Genomic DNA, 16,082 nt, shown 5'->3' on the forward strand with positions numbered 1-16,082 from the left:
AGACGATCGAGGTCCTGCGCGGCGTCGACCTCCAGGTCGCGCCCGGCGAGATCGTCGCGTTGCTCGGCCCCTCGGGCTCGGGCAAGTCGACGCTTCTTCAGGCGGTCGGCCTGCTCGAGGGCGGCTTCGAAGGCTCGATCCGCATCGCCGGGGCGGAAGCGTCCAAGCTCGACGCCGCCGGACGCACCCTCGTCCGCCGCGACCGGCTCGGCTTCGTCTACCAGTTCCATCACCTGTTACCCGATTTCGACGCGACCGAGAACGTGATCCTGCCGCAACTCGTCCGCGAGGTGCCCCATGCCGACGCGCAGGCCCGCGCCGCGTCGCTCCTGACCGCGCTGGGCCTCGGTCACCGGCTGACGCACCGCCCCAGCCAGCTGTCGGGCGGCGAACAGCAGCGCGTCGCGGTCGCGCGCGCGCTCGCCAATCGCCCGACGCTCGTCCTCGCCGACGAGCCCACGGGCAATCTCGACGAACACACCGCCGGGGTCGTGCTGGCCGAATTCCTCCGATTGGTCCGTGGCGAAGGTTCGGCCGCGCTGGTCGCGACCCACAACGAACGGCTCGCGGCCAGGATGGACCGCGTGGTGCGCCTGCATGACGGCAGGATCGGGGAGGCAGCATGAACGCGGTGGCCGACGGGGTCGAGATCGCGAGAGTGAAACGGGACCCCGGATCAAGTCCGGGGTAACGGCGAACCGAAACGGGACCCGCCCTATCGGCGACGGCACCGGCGCATCGTTCTCGCGCGCACATCCCGCCGGTCCGAATCGCTTTCCGAATCAACGACCCGGTCCCATAGTCCCTCCATGCATTCCGGTTTTGTTCCCCTTCGCGTCTTTTCTTCGTACACCATGCTCGACGGGGCGATCGAGCCCAAGGCGATCGTCGATCGTGCGCGCGAGCTCCGCTTTCCCGCCGCCGCGCTCACCGACCGCAACGGGCTCTACGCCGCGATGGCGTTCTCGGACGCGGCGAAGAAGGGCGGCGTGCAGCCGATCGTCGGCGCGATGCTGGGCGTCTGCCGTCCCGACACGCCCGATGGCGTCACCGCCCCGCTCGATTGGCTCGCGCTCTACGCGCAGGACCAGGTCGGCTATGACAATCTGTGCGCGCTGGTGTCGATGGCGCATCTGGATCGCCCGATCGAGCTCGACGCGCATGTCGCCTTCGCCGCGCTCGAGGGCCGTACCGACGGCCTGCTGGCACTCACGGCGGGCGGGGAAGGGGGGCTGGCCCGCCTGTTCGCCGAGGATCAGCCCGACCGCGCGCGCGGCTATGCCGACCGGCTCCAGGCGCTCTTCCCCAATAGGCTTTACATCGAGCTCACCCGCCGCGACGACCCGGTCGAGATCGCCGCGGAGGCCGCGTTGGTCAACCTCGCCTACGCCCGCGGCCTGCCGCTCGTCGCGACCAACCCGTCCTGCTTCGCCGAGGCCGATTTCGGCGAGGCGCACGACGCCATGCTCTGCATCGCGCAGTCGAGCTATGTCGCGACCGAGGATCGCAAGCGCACCTGCCGCCATGCCTGGATCAAGCCCGCCGCCGTCATGGCCGAACTTTTCGCCGACCTGCCCGAAGCGATCGCCAACACGCTCCAGGTCGCCCGCCGCTGCGCCGTCATGGCCCCCAGCCGCGCACCGATTCTCCCCAGCCTCGCCACCCCGCCCGACCTCGCCGCCGAAGCCGAGATGCTGCGCGTCGACGCCCGTGCGGGGCTAGAGGCACGGCTCAAGCGGATCGAGCAACTAAGACTCCCCTCCCGCTCGCGGGAGGGGCCGGGGGAGGGCGGTTCCGATCAGACGACGGCCTCCGACCGGATGGACCCTCCCCCAACCCCTACCGCGAGCGGGACGGGAGAAGACTGGACCCGCCCCTACCGCGACCGCCTCGAGTTCGAGCTCGACGTCATCATCCAGATGGGCTTTCCGGGTTATTTCCTGATCGTCGCCGACTTCATCAAATGGGCCAAGGACCGCGACATCCCCGTCGGCCCGGGTCGCGGCTCCGGCGCGGGGTCGGTCGTCGCCTGGGCGCTGACGATCACCGACCTCGATCCGCTCCCGCTCGGCCTGCTCTTCGAGCGGTTCCTGAACCCTGAGCGCGTGTCGATGCCCGATTTCGACATCGACTTTTGCGAAACGCGGCGGGGCGAGGTCATCCGTTACGTCCAGGAGAAATATGGCCGCGACCAGGTCGCGCAGATCATCACCTTCGGCCGCCTGAAGGCGCGCGCCGTGCTCAAGGACACCGGCCGCGTGCTCCAGATGAGCTACGGCCAGGTGGATCGCCTCGCCAAGCTCGTCCCCAATCACCCGACCGACCCTTGGACCCTCACCCGCGCGCTGAACGGCGTGTCCGAGCTCGCGCGCGAATACGCCAACGACAACGGCGTCCGCCGCCTGCTCGACCTCGCGATGAAGCTCGAAGGCTTGCCGCGTCACTCGTCCACCCACGCGGCGGGCGTCGTCATCGGCGACCGCCCGCTCGCCCAACTCGTCCCGCTCTACCGCGACCCGCGCTCCGACATGCCCGTCACCCAATTCGACATGAAGTATGTCGAGGGCGCGGGGCTGGTGAAGTTCGACTTTCTCGGCTTGAAGACACTGTCGGTCCTGAAGAAGGCCACGCAACTGCTTGGCAAACGGGGCATAACGATAGACCTCGACGCGCTCGCCTGGGACGACGAGGGCGTCTACAAGCTTCTCCAGCGCGGCGACACGGTCGGCGTGTTCCAGCTCGAATCGGAGGGCATGCGCCGTACCCTGTCGGCCGTCCGTCCGTCGAACTTCGGCGACATCATCGCGCTCGTCTCGCTCTACCGCCCCGGCCCGATGGACAACATTCCGAGCTTCGGCCGTCGCAAGAACGGGCAGGAGCCGATCGCCTACCCCCACGCGCTGCTCGAACCCATCCTGGCCGAGACCTACGGCATCTTCGTCTACCAGGAACAGGTCATGCAGGCCGCGCAGGTACTCGCGGGCTTCAGCCTGGGCGGCGCGGACCTCTTGCGCCGCGCGATGGGCAAGAAGGTGAAGGCGGAGATGGACGCCCAGCGCGCGGGCTTCGTCGAGGGCTGCCGGACGGTCAACAACATCGGGCGGCAACAAGCCAACGATCTGTTCGACCTGATCGACAAATTCGCGGGCTATGGCTTCAACAAGTCCCACGCCGCCGCCTACGCGCTCCTCGCCTATCAGACCGCTTGGCTCAAGGCGCATTACCCACACGAATTCTACGCCGCATCAATGTGTTACGACATGACCTTGACGGACAAGCTCGGCATCTTCGTCGACGATGCCCGCCGCCTCGGGGTGACCGTCTGCGGTCCAGACATCAACATGTCGGATGCCGAGTTCGACGTCCAAGTCGATGAAAACGGCCCGAAAGTCCGCTACGCCTTGGCCGCGCTCAAGTCGGTCGGCGAGGGAGCCATGGAGCGGCTCGTCGTCGAACGCACGAACGGCGGCACCTTCGCCAACATCGACGACCTCGCCACCCGCGTCGATCCCCGACTGTTCAACAAGCGCCAGCTCGAGACGCTCGCCGCCGCGGGCGCGTTCGACGAGCTCGATTTGAACCGCGCGGGCCTCCACGCCGCCGCCGACGCGATCCTGGCAGTCGCCGCGCGGACGCACGATGCGAAGACGAGCGGGCAGGGTGGCCTGTTTGGCGGGGAGAGCCACGCGGGCGACGCGATCAAGCTGGCGCCCGCGAACTGGACGCTGTCGGAGCGGATGGAGCAGGAGAAGGAGGCGTTCGGCTTCTATTTCTCCGCCCACCCGGTCGATCGCCATTCGCACATCGCCCGCACCCACGGCGCGCGCGCCTACGCCGCGCTTGGCGAGCTCGACATCCGCGACGACGGCAGCCGCGCGGGCGCGACCATGGCCGTGCTTGTCGAGGAGGCCCGCTGGCGCCAGTCCGCGCGCGGCAAGCGCTATCTCATGGCCCAGCTCTCCGACGCCTCCGGCCAGTTCTCCGCCACCTGCTTCGACGAGGCGGTCGCCAAGGATCTGGAGGAGGCCGCGCGCGAGGCGAAATGCGCGCTGATCACGGTGGAACTCGACCGCCGCCCCGGCGAGGACGCGCCGCGCGTCAGCGTTCGCCGCGTCCAGTCGTTCGACGGGCTCGCCACCACCGCGCGTTTCGTGATCGAGGCGACGATCGACGACCCCGCCGCCTTTCCCGCGCTGGCCGGCATGCTCCGGCATCATCGCGGCGCGCGCGGCGAGGTGCGCGTGGTCACGCGCCATCCGGACGCAGCGGAAGCGACGATCCTGCTCGGCCGTGACTTCCTGCTCGACGCGGAGCTTGCGGGCCGGATCGAGCTGTTGCACGGTATCGTGAAGGTCGAGCTCCGGAACAGCGAAACGCGGCTGGCGCTCGTCGGATAAAGGCCTGGGAGAGCCGGATGCTGGGTGGCCGAGAACTGGGTGGCCGAGAACTGGGCGGAATGCAGGATTTCGAGCTGCGCGTGCCGCGCCTCGTCGAGCATGCCGCGCGCGAGCATGGCGGGCGCGAGATCATCACCCGCTGGGCCGACGGAAGCGAGACCCGATCGGATTGGGCCGGGGTCGCCCACGACGCCCGCCGCCTGGCCCAGGCTCTCGTCCGCCTCGGCCTCCAGCCCGGTGACCGCGTCGCGACGCTGGCGATGAACCACGCGCACCACCTCGCCGCGTGGTACGGCGCTACGGGCATGGGCGGCGTGATCCACACGATCAACCCCAGGTTGTTCGACGACCAGCTGACCTATATCGCCAACCACGCCGAAGATCGCGTCCTCCTGTACGACCGTGCCTTCCAGCCCCTAGTCGATCGATTGCGCGACCGCTTCACGACGATCGAGCACTATTTGGTCATGGACGGGGAGGGCGAGGGCACCTTCCGGGCGGTCGTCGACGCCGAGGACGGCGACTTCGCCTGGTTCGAGGGTCCCGAGCGCGACCCGTGCATGCTCTGCTACACCAGCGGCACGACCGGCGATCCCAAGGGCGTGCTCTATACCCACCGTTCCAGCGTGATCCACGCGCTCGCCGAAGTCCAACCGGCGGTGTTCGACCTCGACACGCGATCGGTGGTGCTGCCGATCGTGCCGATGTTCCACGCCGCCGCCTGGGGCCTGCCGTTCGCCGGAGCGGTCGCCGGATGCAAATACGTGTTCTCCGCCATCAACGAACCGGCGGTGCTATGCGACCTGATGAACCGCGAGCGCGTGACCCATTCGGCGGGCGTACCCACCGTCTGGCTCGGCCTGTTCGCGCATATGGACGCGACCGGCACCGCGCCCGAGCATCTCAAGCTCGTGACCATTGGCGGATCGGCCGCGCCGCGCGCGATGATCGAGCGAATCATGCGGATGGGCGTGCGCGTCAATCACGCCTGGGGCATGACCGAGACCTCGCCGATCGGTACGATGGGTGCTCGCTCGCCCGACTGGGACGAACTCAGCTTCGACAGGCAGGTCGACCAGGTCGCGATGCAGGGGCGAGCTCCGTTCGGCGTCGAACTCCGCACCGTTGATGACGAGGGCGCGGTGCTGCCCCGTGACGGCCGGAGCTCGGGTAGGCTGCAATGTCGAGGGCCTTGGGTGATGGCGCGCTACTTCAAGGCGGACGAGTCGGCGGTCGATGTCGACAGCTGGTTCGACACGGGCGATGTCGCGTTGTTTCACCCCGACGGCACCATGCAGATCACCGATCGCGCGAAGGATGTCATCAAGTCCGGCGGCGAATGGATCAGTTCGGTCGAACTGGAGAACGCGGCCGTCGGCTGCCCTGGCGTCGCCGAGGCGGCGGCGATCGGCGTCCATCACCCCCGCTGGGACGAACGCCCGCTGCTGCTCGTCGTCCGTAAACGCGACAGCATGGTCGGCGCGGCCGAGATCACCGCGCATCTGGGCGAGCATGTCGCAAAATGGTGGCTTCCCGACGAGATTATATTCGTCGATGAACTTCCGCACACCGCCACCGGCAAACTGCTCAAGACCGCGCTGCGCGAGCGGTACAAGGATCACCCGCTCGCCGCGTGAGCGTCAGCGTCCGTCGTTGCTCGAGTCACCCGGCTCGCCCTCCAGGTCTGGCATCGCGTGGTTCCCGTATCCGGCACCCGCATCCTCGCTCGGCTCGGCCCCGGAACCGGCGCCCGACCCCGCCCCCTCGCGGTCGGCGTCGTTGGGGCTGAGCGGCTGGACGGCCGGCATGTCGCGCTTCTGGTCGGTCATGGTGCATCCTTTCATACGTCGAATGGAACAACGACCGGTGCCGGAGCGGGTTGCCTCACCCGAACAGCTCGCCTTGCGGCCCCGCCGGCGGCCGGAACAGGTCGGAGCGCAACGTGATCCGTCGTCCGTTCAAGCCGTGCCTACGGCAAGCGATATCGAATCTCGCGCCGAGCAACTGCGCCCAAGGGCCCGACCCGCGCAGCCGCGTGAAGAACCCCGGATCGTTCTCGCGGCCGCCCCGCATCGACCGGATCGTCGACATCACCTTGCCCGCGCGGTCCGGGAAATGCTCGTCCAGCCACGACTTGAACAACGGCGCCACCTCGTGCGGCAACCGCACCGGGATGAAGAAGGCCGCGCTCGCCCCCGCTCCCGCCGCGCGCTCGACCAGATGCTCGATCTCATGATCGGTGATCGCCGGTATGACGGGCGCGATCGAGACGTACACGGGCACCCCGGCGTCCGCGAGCTTGCGCACCGCCGCCAAGCGCTTTTCCGGATGCGGCGCGCGCGGCTCGATGGTGGTCGCGATCTTGGGATCGAGCGATGTCACCGACACGCATACGCTCGCCAAACCCTGCGCGGCCATCGGCGCGAGCAGGTCGATATCCCGCACGACCCGGTCCGACTTGGTCGTGATCGTCAGCGGGTGACGGCACTCGGCCAGCACCGCGATCACCTCGCGCGTGATGCCCCATTCGCGCTCGATCGGTTGGTACGGATCGGTGTTCGTCCCAAGCGCGATGGGCGCGGGCAGGTAGCCCGGCCGCGCCAGCTCCCGCCTGAGCAGCGCCGCCGCATCGGGCTTGGCGAACAGCCGGCTCTCGAAATCCAGCCCCGGCGACAGATCGTGGAAAGCGTGGCTCGGCCGCGCATAGCAGTATATGCAGCCATGCTCGCAGCCCCGGTACGGATTTATCGACCGGTCGAACGACATGTCGGGCGATGCGTTGCGGCTAATGATCGTTCGCGGCCGCTCGACCGTCACCGTCGTCCGGAGCGGCAACGGTACCCCGTCCAGCGACTCGCGTTCGTCAAGCCAGTCGCCGTCATGGTCAACGCCGAGCGACCTGAGTCGCCCGCTCACCGCGTTCGAAGTCGCACCGCGCACGGGTCGGGATTTAGCCATGGAGCGTCGTAGCATTTATCTGAGAACGTAACAAGAACGGAGCTGGACTCCGTGCAACCTGGACCGACGCTCGACGTTGATGGGGAAGGCCATGAATGCCGGGGAAAGCCATGTTCATCGACGAGCACAGCGTCTGGCCTCGCGAAGAACCCGCCGAGCCGCCCGAGCCGGCGCGATCGTCGGAAGGAGCCGCGCGCCTGTTCCTGGTCATGGCGTTGGTGACGTTCCTCATGCCCTTCAGCATCGGCAGTTTCGCCGCCCTGATTCGCTTCCTGGCTTCGTCGTTCGACCGATAGGCCGTGCGATCAGCGTTCCAGCAGCCTCGGCATCAGCTCGACGAAGTTGCAGGGTCGGTGTCGGCTGTCGAGCTGATCGCGCAGGATGTCGTCCCATCCGTCCCGGACCGCGCCCGTCGATCCCGGTAGTGCAAAGATATAAGTACCGCGCGCCACGCATGCGCAGGCGCGAGACTGGATCGTCGACGTGCCGATCGTCCGGAAGCTGAGCCACCGGAACAGCTCGCCGAAGCCCGGGATCATCTTGTCGGCGACGCGTTCGATCGCCTCGGGGCTCACGTCGCGCCCGGTCACGCCCGTACCGCCCGTCGTCACGACGCAGTCCACGCCCGGATCGTCGATCCAGCCGTCAAGCCTGGCGACGATCAAGTCGACGACGTCGCGTTCGATGCATCGGTCCGCCAGTTCATGTCCCGCCGCCAGCAATCGCTCGACCAGCAGGTCCCCCGATCTATCCTCCGCCAAGCCGCGCGTGTCGGAAACCGTCAGGACGGCGATGCGGACCGGAACGAAGCGGCGGGTCTCGTCAATCGGCATCGGCGATCAGCGCCGACCGCGCCGTGGCCGGCTCGCCGGCGAGAGAGGAAGACGGGACGGGAGCGGGAAGGCTGGCCGGGCGCGGCACGAAGGGCGCGATCGGGGTCTTGATCCGCACCGCGCCGGCTCCCGGCGATCCGGGGAAATGCGGCCACATGCCCTGCGCCAACGCCTTCCGACTGGTCGAAGCCGACTTGCCGCCTACGCCCTCGTACATCCAATAATTACGCAGCACCGTGGTCACGTATCCGCGCGTCTCCCAATACGGGATCGACTCGATATAAAGCAGCGGATCACCGCCGTCACGGATCAGCGCGTTCCACTCGCCGACATGCTTGGGCCCGGCGTTATACGCCGCGATCACCTTGGGCAGCAGCCCGCCCGTGGTCTGACGCATGTCGCGCAACCGCTCCAGATGCCGCTGGCCGACATCCATGTTGGTCGACGGCCTGCTCAGGAAAGCCCTGTCGGCCCCTGCCAGTCCACGCTCGCGCGCGAAGTCGATCGCGGCGGCGGGCATGATCTGCATCAGGCCGTACGCTCCCGCCGGGCTGACGACCTTGCTGCGGAACCGCGATTCCTCCAACGTGTGGGCATAGACGAGCGCCTTGTCGACTCGCCAGCCGCTGTCGGGCTTCCAGTTGGGCGTCGGATAGCGCGCCTCCGCCGCGGGCTTGAACCCCACGGGGCAGTTATGCGCCATCCAAAGGCTCGTCGCGGGCAGGTCGAGCGTGCCCGCCAGCCGCATGAGGCTTTGGAACTCCGCCGGGCTGCCGATCCTGGCCTGCTGGCGGAGCACGTCGTCGGCCAGGTCGGTTTCGCCCAACTCCACCAACGCCGCCGCGACGCGGACGTTCGGGCGCTTGTCGAGTGCCGCCCAGTCCGCCGCTACCATTCCCGTCGCCGGCTTCGCCCCGCCCCTGACCCCGAGCGCCTGCGCCGCGAGCTGGCCGTAGAACGACTCGGAGAACTGCGCCGCCGCCTTCAGGCGACCCTCGACCCGGTCGGGCCGCGCGCCCGCGATGTCGGCGCGCGCCGCCCAATACAGCCCGGCCGCGCGCAGATCGACATCCGTCGCGCGTGCCGCCACGCCCTCGAACGCCGCGCCCGCCGCGCGGAAGTCGCGCGCGCGCCAGGCCGACAGCGCTCCCGTCCACCGCGCCTGGAGGGCCCATTCGCCCGCGCCCGCTTCGGCCCGCGCGGCCAACGACCGCGCATTCGCGTCGTCGCCCTGGAGGAAATAGATCCACGCGATCCGCGCCCGCCATTCGGTCGAAGCCTCGGCGCTCAAGCCCTCTGTCGCGTCCAGCAGCGCATGCGCCGCCGCACCGTCGTCCACTCTCACCAAGGGCTGCATCCGTAGCGCGAGGTCCGCCGCGATCAGGTCGCTTTTGATCGCCTTGGCGTGGACGCGGCGCGGTGCGCCGTCCTGCCAGATCAGCCGCTGCGCCTCGGGCAGCGGAGGCAGGTCCTGCGCTCCGCGCGCGCGCGCCAGCTTGGCCAGCGCGGCGGCCTGCGGCAGCTCGGGAGCCTGGTTCAATAACGCGACGAGCGGCTCCAACTCGACCCGGGGCGAGTTCTTCGCGGTATATAGCTCGGCGCGCGCGACCGCATGGAGCGGCCCGGGCGCCATCCCGTCAAGCGTGATCTGCGCGTCGGTCCACCGCTCCTCGCGGATCGCGCCGAACACCGCGGCATATCCCTTGCGCTGCCCCACATCGAGCTGCGCCGGAACGCGGTCGCGCGTCATGATCGCGGCGGCCGGTACCGTTGGGGGCGGCTCGGCCGCAACGGCCGGGGTGGCGGTCGCCGCGGTCGCAAGCATCAGGATAAACCCAGGCATCATTCCGCTATTCCCCGAATCAGCATTCGCAGGTCCACCCAGGCCTCGCGCTTGCGGCCGGGATGTTCGAGCAGGAAGCGCGGATGAAAGCTCGCCACCACTTCGCCTGTCCCGTCCTCCCGGTTGAGCGGGTGCGAACGACCGCGCGCCTGGAGCACGTTCATCCCGAGCACCGCACGGCTGGCCGCGTCGCCCATTACCATCAGCCGCTTGGGCGCGACGAGCTCGACATGCCGCCGCGCGACCTCGCCCAGCCGCGCCTCGTCAGCGCGGCCGACCCGCCCCGACGCCGGCCGCTTGGAGCAGACCGACACCAGATGCACGGCCTCGCGCGTCAGCCCGATCGCGGCGAGCATACGGTCGAACAGCCGCCCGGGCTCCCCGGTCAGCAGCTTGCCCGCCGAACAATCGTCACGGTCGGGCACGTCGACGAGGATCATGACCGCGGCGTCTGCGGGTCCGCTCGCCAGCACGCCGGGCCCGACCCACTGCGCCTCGGGCGCATGCTCCCCGCCGCGCCACGCGAGGAACGCGTCCAAGTTGTCGGGCAGCAGGCCGCTCGTATCGGCATCGACCGCCGGGACTGCAGGGGAGGGGACCGCTTGCGCGAACCAATTCCGCGGCGCGTCCTCGACGAGCACGTCGACCCCCGCCTCGCGCCACCAATCGAGCGTCGCTTCGAGCATCGGCCCGCTGAAATCCGGTGCAACCCCCATTACATAAACGTTGCGACGAGGTTGACGCGAACGTCAATCCACCCGATCGCGATACGGGACCGGATGACGCCCCCTCGCGACCGGACGGGCGGGCTTGGAGTTTTTGAGAATGACCGAACGCGAGTCGATGCCCTACGATGTCGTGATCGTCGGCGCAGGCCCCGCGGGCCTCACCGCCGCGATCCGGCTGAAGCAACTCACCGCCGAGGCGGGATCGGAGCTGTCCGTCTGCGTCCTGGAGAAGGGCTCGGAAGTCGGCGCGCATATCCTATCGGGCGCGGTCGTCGACCCGACCGCGATGGACGAACTGATCCCCGACTGGCGCGACACCGACTGTCCGCTCGCCGAGACGCCGGTGACCGATAACTACCATTGGGTCCTGACCGAGAAGCGCAAGTTCAACCTGCCGCACCTTTGGACCCCGCCTTTCCTTCATAACAAGGGCACCTACACCGTCTCGCTCGCCAACCTGTGCCGCTGGCTTGGGGGCAAGGCTGAGGAGCTGGGCGTCGAGATCTTCCCTGGCTTCGCCGCCGCCGAGGTGCTGTTCCACGAGGACGGCCGCGTGAAGGGGGTGGCCACCGGCGACATGGGCGTCGCGCGCGACGGCACGCACAAGCCCGACTATACTCCCGGCCTCGAGATCCACGCGAAGTACACCTTCTTCTCCGAGGGCGTGCGCGGCCACCTGACCAAGGAGGTGATCGCGCTGTTCGACCTCCAACGCGACAGCCAGCCCCAGGTCTACGGCCTCGGCATCAAGGAACTGTGGGACCTCGCGCCCGGCAAGCACGTCCTCGGCCGCGTCGTCCACACGCAAGGGTATCCGCTCGACGGCCACGCCAACGGCGGCGGCTGGATCTATCACCAGGCGAACGGCCAGGTGTCGATCGGCTTCGTCACCTGGCTCAACTACGCCAACCCCTACCTCTCGCCGTTCGGCGAGATGCAGAAGTGGAAGACGCACCCGGCCGTCGCCGAGCTGCTGGAAGGCGGCAAGCGCGTCTCCTACGGCGCGCGCGCGATCAACGACGGCGGGCTCCAGTCCATCCCCAAGCTTACCTTCCCGGGCGGTGTCCTGATCGGCTGTTCGGCGGGCTTCCTGAACGTGCCGCGCATCAAGGGTGTCCACGGCGCCCAGAAATCCGGTATGCTGGCCGCCGAGGCCGCGTTCGAGGCGATCCAAGCGGGTCGCGAAGGCGACGAGCTCACTGCTTATCCCGAGGCGTTCAAGGCGAGCTGGCTCTACAAGGAGCTGTCGGTCGTCCGCAACGTCGTGCCCACCGTCAAGAAGTTCGGCGACTTCGCCGGCTCGGCGCTGTCGGGCGTCCAGATGTGGCTCGAGCATTTCGGTCTCAGGATGCCCTGGACGATGAAGCACCATCCCGACCACGAGTCGCTCTGGCGCAAGGACCAGGTGACCCCGCCCGTCTATCCGAAGCCCGACGGCGTGCTCACCTTCGACAAGCTGTCGTCGGTGTTCCTGTCGAACACCAACCATGCCGAGGACCAACCCGTCCACCTGACGCTCCGCGACCCGGAGAACCCGATCAAGTACAATCTGCCCAACTACGACGAGCCCTCGCGCCATTACTGCCCGGCCGGCGTTTATGAGGTCGTCGGCGAGGACACCGACCAGCCCGAATACGTCATCAACGCCCAGAACTGCGTCCACTGCAAGACATGCGACATCAAGGACCCGCGCCAGAACATCAAATGGGTGGTGCCGGAGGGCGGCGGTGGGCCGAACTATCCGAATATGTAGCGAGCGCCACGCGCAAGCGCGAAGCGCAAGCACGCGGCGCTCGGCTCGGCCGACCTCGCCAAAGCGAGGATCGACGACGCGGCTTTGCTGCGGCGGCGCTTTGTTAATGCTCCTAATTGCGCCTACTCCAGCGCTCGCCGACACGGGCCCGCTCGCGCCGTACCTGCGAGCCCGTATAGCCGCCGAGCGCGGCGACCCGACCAGCGCCACGGCCGATTACGCCCGCGCGCTGGCGATCTCCCCCGACATCCCCGTCGCGATCCGCGCCTACCGCGAAGCCTTGTCGGCGGGCGACCTCGACCTCGCCGCCCGCGCGGTCGCGATCCTCGACCGGGCGGGCGTCGCGCCCGAGGACGCCACCCTTCTCGCCATCGCCCGCACCGCCCGGACCGGCGATACCGCCGCAGTCGAGGCGGGCACCGCCAAACTCTCCCGTACCCGCCTCGTGATCGTCGTCCCGGTGCTCCGCGCCTGGATCGCCCGCGCGAACGGCGCGGACCCGTTCGCCGCGCTGGACGACGCCGGCACCGAGCCCGTCCGGCGGCGCCTCGCGACCGAGGCCCGCGCCGCCTTCCTGATCGCCGCCGGCCGCGAGACGGAGGCACTCACGCTCATCCGCTCGCTCGGCGGGATCGACGCCGGGCTCGACCTCCGCATCGACGCCGCGCAGCTTCTCGGGGCTGTGGGCAAGCCCGACCTAGCCCGCGCGCTCTTCCCCGCCGACCAGGCGACCATCGGCCAGGCGCTCGCCCGCGACGCCGTCCAGCCCTCGCTCGGCTTCGGCATATCGCGCCTGTTCACGCGGGTCGCGGCCGATCTCGCGACCGGCGACGAGCCCAACCCGCTCGCCGTCACGCTCACCCGCGCGGCCCTGCTCGCGGAGCCTGGCCACGACCGCGCCCGCCTGCTGCTCGCGACCGTGCTCGGCAAAGGGGGCGCGACCGCCCACGCGCTCGCCGCGCTCGACCGGATCCGTGCCGACGGTCCCTTCGCGCAAGTCGCCACCGCCGCGCGCATCGCGACACTCACCAATGCCGGCCGCCGTCCCGAGGCGCTCGCCGAAGCCGCCCGCGCCGCCGGTCGAGCGGGAGCGGGCCGCGACGAGTGGCAGGGCTATGCCGACCTCCTCGCCGACACCGGCCGCGTCGCGGAGTCGGTGCCCTATTACCGACGGATCGCGACCGGTGACGGCGCGCGGGAATGGCTCGTCTGGATGCAGTTCGGCGGCGCGCTCGAACAGGCCGGCCGCTGGCCCGAGGCGCGCGCCGCGCTCGCGACGGCGGCCCGGCTCGCCCCCGACGAAGCGGTCGCGCTCAACTACCTGGCCTATGCCCGCCTGACCCGCGGTGAAGCGACCCGCGCCTCGACCCGCTTGTTGGAGCGCGCCCATCGCCTCGCCCCTGACAATGCCGGGATCACCGACTCGCTCGGCTGGGCCTATCACCTGACCGGCGACACCCCCCGCGCCCTCCCGCTCCTGGAGACGGCCGTGCAAGGAGAGCCGACCAACGCCGAGATCGCCGATCACCTGGGCGACGCCTATTGGACGCTCGGCCGCCGTTTCGAGGCGCGCCACGCCTGGACGGCTGCGGTGCTGGTCGCGGAAACGGGCGAAAAGGCACGGATCGAAGGCAAGGTCGCGGACGGCCTGACCGCGCGGGATTGAGATGTATCTCCTCCTTCGTCACCCCGGACTTGATCCGGGGTCCCGCTGTTTCCCACGCGCGCCGGGCCGCAAGGCGTCAGCGGGACCCCGGATCAAGTCCGGGGTGACGGAAAAGATAGGACAAAGCCTTGGCAACCGACCCGACGGCCGCCAACCCCGCCCCATGATCACCGAACCCGCTCCCGCCAAGGTCAACCTCGCGCTCCACGTCCGCCACCGCCGCCCCGATGGTTATCACGAACTCGAAACGCTCTTCGCCTTTTGCCGCGATGGCGACCTGATCGAGCTGGAACCCGCAGCCGAGAACCGCTTCACCATCACGGGGCCGTTCGCCGCGGCCTTGACCGGCGGTGCGGACCCGGCACCCTGGGCCGACAACCTCGTCACCCGCGCCGCAGACGCTTTCGCCGCGGAGTACCGCATCGCCCAAGCGCACCGCATCGTCCTCACCAAGAACCTGCCCATCGCCTCGGGCATCGGTGGCGGCTCGGCCGACGCCGCCGCTATTCTCCGCGCGCTTGCCCGTCTCCGCGCGATCCCATCCATCGATCTCAGGCTCGCGGCCATCGCCGCCCGCCTTGGCGCGGACGTTCCCGCCTGCCTTATCGGCCGCACGACGATCGGGCGGGGCAGGGGCGACGCGCTGGAGGAGATCGCCGGCCTTCCCGGCACCCCCGTCCTGCTGGTCAACCCGGGCGTTCCCGTCTCGACCGCCGCCGTCTTCGCGCGCTGGGACGGCGTGGACCGGGGGGCGATCGGGGAGGGCGACCTGCTCGCTCGCGCCCGCGCCGGCCGCAACGACCTGGAACCGCCCGCGCGCGGGCTCGCTCCCGTCATCGACCGGGTGCTCGGTCCGCTGACGAACGCCCCCGGCGTCCTACTGGCCCGTATGTCTGGCTCGGGCGCGACCTGCTTCGCGCTGTTCGAGGATGCCGCCGCCCGCGCAGCCGCCGCGGCGGTCGCGCGCATGCGGGGCTGGTGGTGCCTCGAAACCGAACTCGCCTGATCGGGGGGGCGCCGCGAAGCCGATCCGGTTAAGGATGGACCCTAGCGATCCGTTAGCCGTCGATCCTTCATGGACGACGCGACGGGTCCGACAAGGGGCATGGCCTCGCGCATCCGTCGATGGTCCACGCGCCCGCGCGCCATGGTGCGAAAGGGCGGCCCGAAAAGGCCGCCCTTTCTGGTTTCGGTGCTTCCTTTTCAGGGTCCGGACGGACGGTGTTCACTTGAACTCGCCCCTTATGTTCTTATCTTGTTCTCACCACCGACAGGGTGTATCCGACCAGTCGCGCGTTGAAGGGCTCGCGTGATTGCTATAGCGCATGGAGCAGAACGAATGGCCGCCAATCTCAAGGTGATCGATACCCGCATGGCAACCGCGACCTCCACCACCGCCGCGAGCAACGACCGCCAGAAGGCGCTCGACGCCGCCCTCGCGCAGATCGACCGCGCCTTCGGCAAGGGTTCGGCGATGAAGCTCGGCCAGCGCGAGGCGATGAAGGTCGAGGTGATCTCGACCGGCTCGCTCGGCCTCGACATCGCGCTCGGCGTCGGCGGGCTGCCCAAGGGCCGCATCGTCGAGATCTACGGGCCGGAGTCGTCGGGCAAGACCACGCTCGCGCTCCACGTCATCGCCGAGGCGCAGAAGAACGGCGGCACCGCCGCCTTCGTCGACGCCGAGCATGCGCTCGACCCCGTCTACGCCAAGAAGCTGGGCGTCGACGTCGACAATCTCATCGTCTCGCAGCCTGATACCGGCGAGCAGGCGCTCGAGATCACCGACACGCTCGTCCGCTCCAACGCGGTCGACGTGCTCGTGATCGACTCGGTCGCGGCGCTCGTCCCGCGCGCGGAGATCGAGGGCGAGATGGGCGACAGCCATGTCGGCCTCCAGGCGCGCC

Annotated in this window: 13 protein-coding genes; 8 read left to right on the top strand and 5 right to left on the bottom strand. The window is 69.2% G+C overall.

What is annotated here, in order from left to right; all coding sequences use genetic code 11:
• The 3 genes from ACFE71_RS11225 to ACFE71_RS11235 all read left to right on the top strand — a co-directional run.
• The coding region (locus ACFE71_RS11225) for an ABC transporter ATP-binding protein (protein WP_375428876.1) at window positions 1-626 on the top strand (626 nt) is incomplete at its 5' end.
• 183 nt (window positions 627-809) lie between these two features.
• Entirely contained in the window at window positions 810-4,397 is a 3,588-nt protein-coding gene (gene dnaE / locus ACFE71_RS11230; protein WP_375428877.1) for a DNA polymerase III subunit alpha, read from the top strand.
• Window positions 4,398-4,414: 17 nt separating this feature from the next.
• Window positions 4,415-6,034: a long-chain fatty acid--CoA ligase gene (locus ACFE71_RS11235; RefSeq protein WP_375428878.1), complete on the top strand. Its 1,620-nt coding sequence runs from the start codon at window positions 4,415-4,417 to the stop codon at window positions 6,032-6,034.
• 3 nt (window positions 6,035-6,037) lie between these two features.
• Here ACFE71_RS11235 and ACFE71_RS11240 read toward each other — a convergent pair whose 3' ends face one another.
• A complete protein-coding gene (locus tag ACFE71_RS11240; protein WP_375428879.1) occupies window positions 6,038-6,226 on the bottom strand; it encodes a hypothetical protein in 189 nt (62 codons plus the stop codon).
• 55 nt (window positions 6,227-6,281) lie between these two features.
• Entirely contained in the window at window positions 6,282-7,355 is a 1,074-nt protein-coding gene (locus ACFE71_RS11245) for a PA0069 family radical SAM protein (RefSeq protein ID WP_375428880.1), read from the bottom strand.
• Window positions 7,356-7,465: 110 nt separating this feature from the next.
• Here ACFE71_RS11245 and ACFE71_RS11250 point away from each other — a divergent pair, with 110 nt between their 5' ends.
• On the top strand, window positions 7,466-7,651 hold the full coding sequence (locus ACFE71_RS11250; protein ID WP_375428881.1) for a hypothetical protein: 186 nt from the start codon (window positions 7,466-7,468) through the stop codon (window positions 7,649-7,651).
• 9 nt (window positions 7,652-7,660) lie between these two features.
• Here ACFE71_RS11250 and moaB read toward each other — a convergent pair whose 3' ends face one another.
• The 3 genes from moaB to ACFE71_RS11265 are packed head-to-tail and all read right to left on the bottom strand — an operon-like array spanning window position 7,661 to window position 10,747.
• A complete protein-coding gene (gene moaB / locus ACFE71_RS11255; protein WP_375428882.1) occupies window positions 7,661-8,188 on the bottom strand; it encodes a molybdenum cofactor biosynthesis protein B in 528 nt (175 codons plus the stop codon).
• Window positions 8,178-10,034, bottom strand: a complete 1,857-nt coding sequence (locus tag ACFE71_RS11260) for a transglycosylase SLT domain-containing protein (RefSeq protein WP_375428883.1) — start codon at window positions 10,032-10,034, stop codon at window positions 8,178-8,180. The genes moaB and ACFE71_RS11260 overlap by 11 nt, the downstream gene beginning before the upstream one ends.
• The gene (locus tag ACFE71_RS11265) at window positions 10,031-10,747 is read right to left on the bottom strand and encodes a uracil-DNA glycosylase (RefSeq protein ID WP_375428884.1); all 717 of its coding nucleotides are present in this window, start codon (window positions 10,745-10,747) and stop codon (window positions 10,031-10,033) included. The genes ACFE71_RS11260 and ACFE71_RS11265 overlap by 4 nt, the downstream gene beginning before the upstream one ends.
• Before the next feature lie 109 nt (window positions 10,748-10,856).
• Between ACFE71_RS11265 and ACFE71_RS11270 the strand changes: the two genes are divergently transcribed.
• From ACFE71_RS11270 to ACFE71_RS11285, 4 genes are all read left to right on the top strand, one after another.
• Window positions 10,857-12,512 (top strand): electron transfer flavoprotein-ubiquinone oxidoreductase, encoded by a 1,656-nt coding sequence (locus ACFE71_RS11270; protein WP_375428885.1) that lies wholly within the window; start codon window positions 10,857-10,859, stop codon window positions 12,510-12,512.
• 106 nt (window positions 12,513-12,618) lie between these two features.
• Complete coding sequence (locus ACFE71_RS11275) at window positions 12,619-14,178, top strand: hypothetical protein (RefSeq protein WP_375428886.1); 1,560 nt, start codon at window positions 12,619-12,621, stop codon at window positions 14,176-14,178.
• 163 nt (window positions 14,179-14,341) lie between these two features.
• A complete protein-coding gene (locus ACFE71_RS11280) occupies window positions 14,342-15,184 on the top strand; it encodes a 4-(cytidine 5'-diphospho)-2-C-methyl-D-erythritol kinase (RefSeq protein ID WP_375428887.1) in 843 nt (280 codons plus the stop codon).
• Window positions 15,185-15,517: 333 nt separating this feature from the next.
• Window positions 15,518-16,082, top strand: a 565-nt coding sequence (locus tag ACFE71_RS11285; RefSeq protein ID WP_375428888.1) for an ATPase domain-containing protein, incomplete at its 3' end; no start/stop codon positions are given.

Source organism: uncultured Sphingomonas sp. (assembly GCF_964237155.1).
GTDB lineage: Bacteria > Pseudomonadota > Alphaproteobacteria > Sphingomonadales > Sphingomonadaceae > Sphingomonas.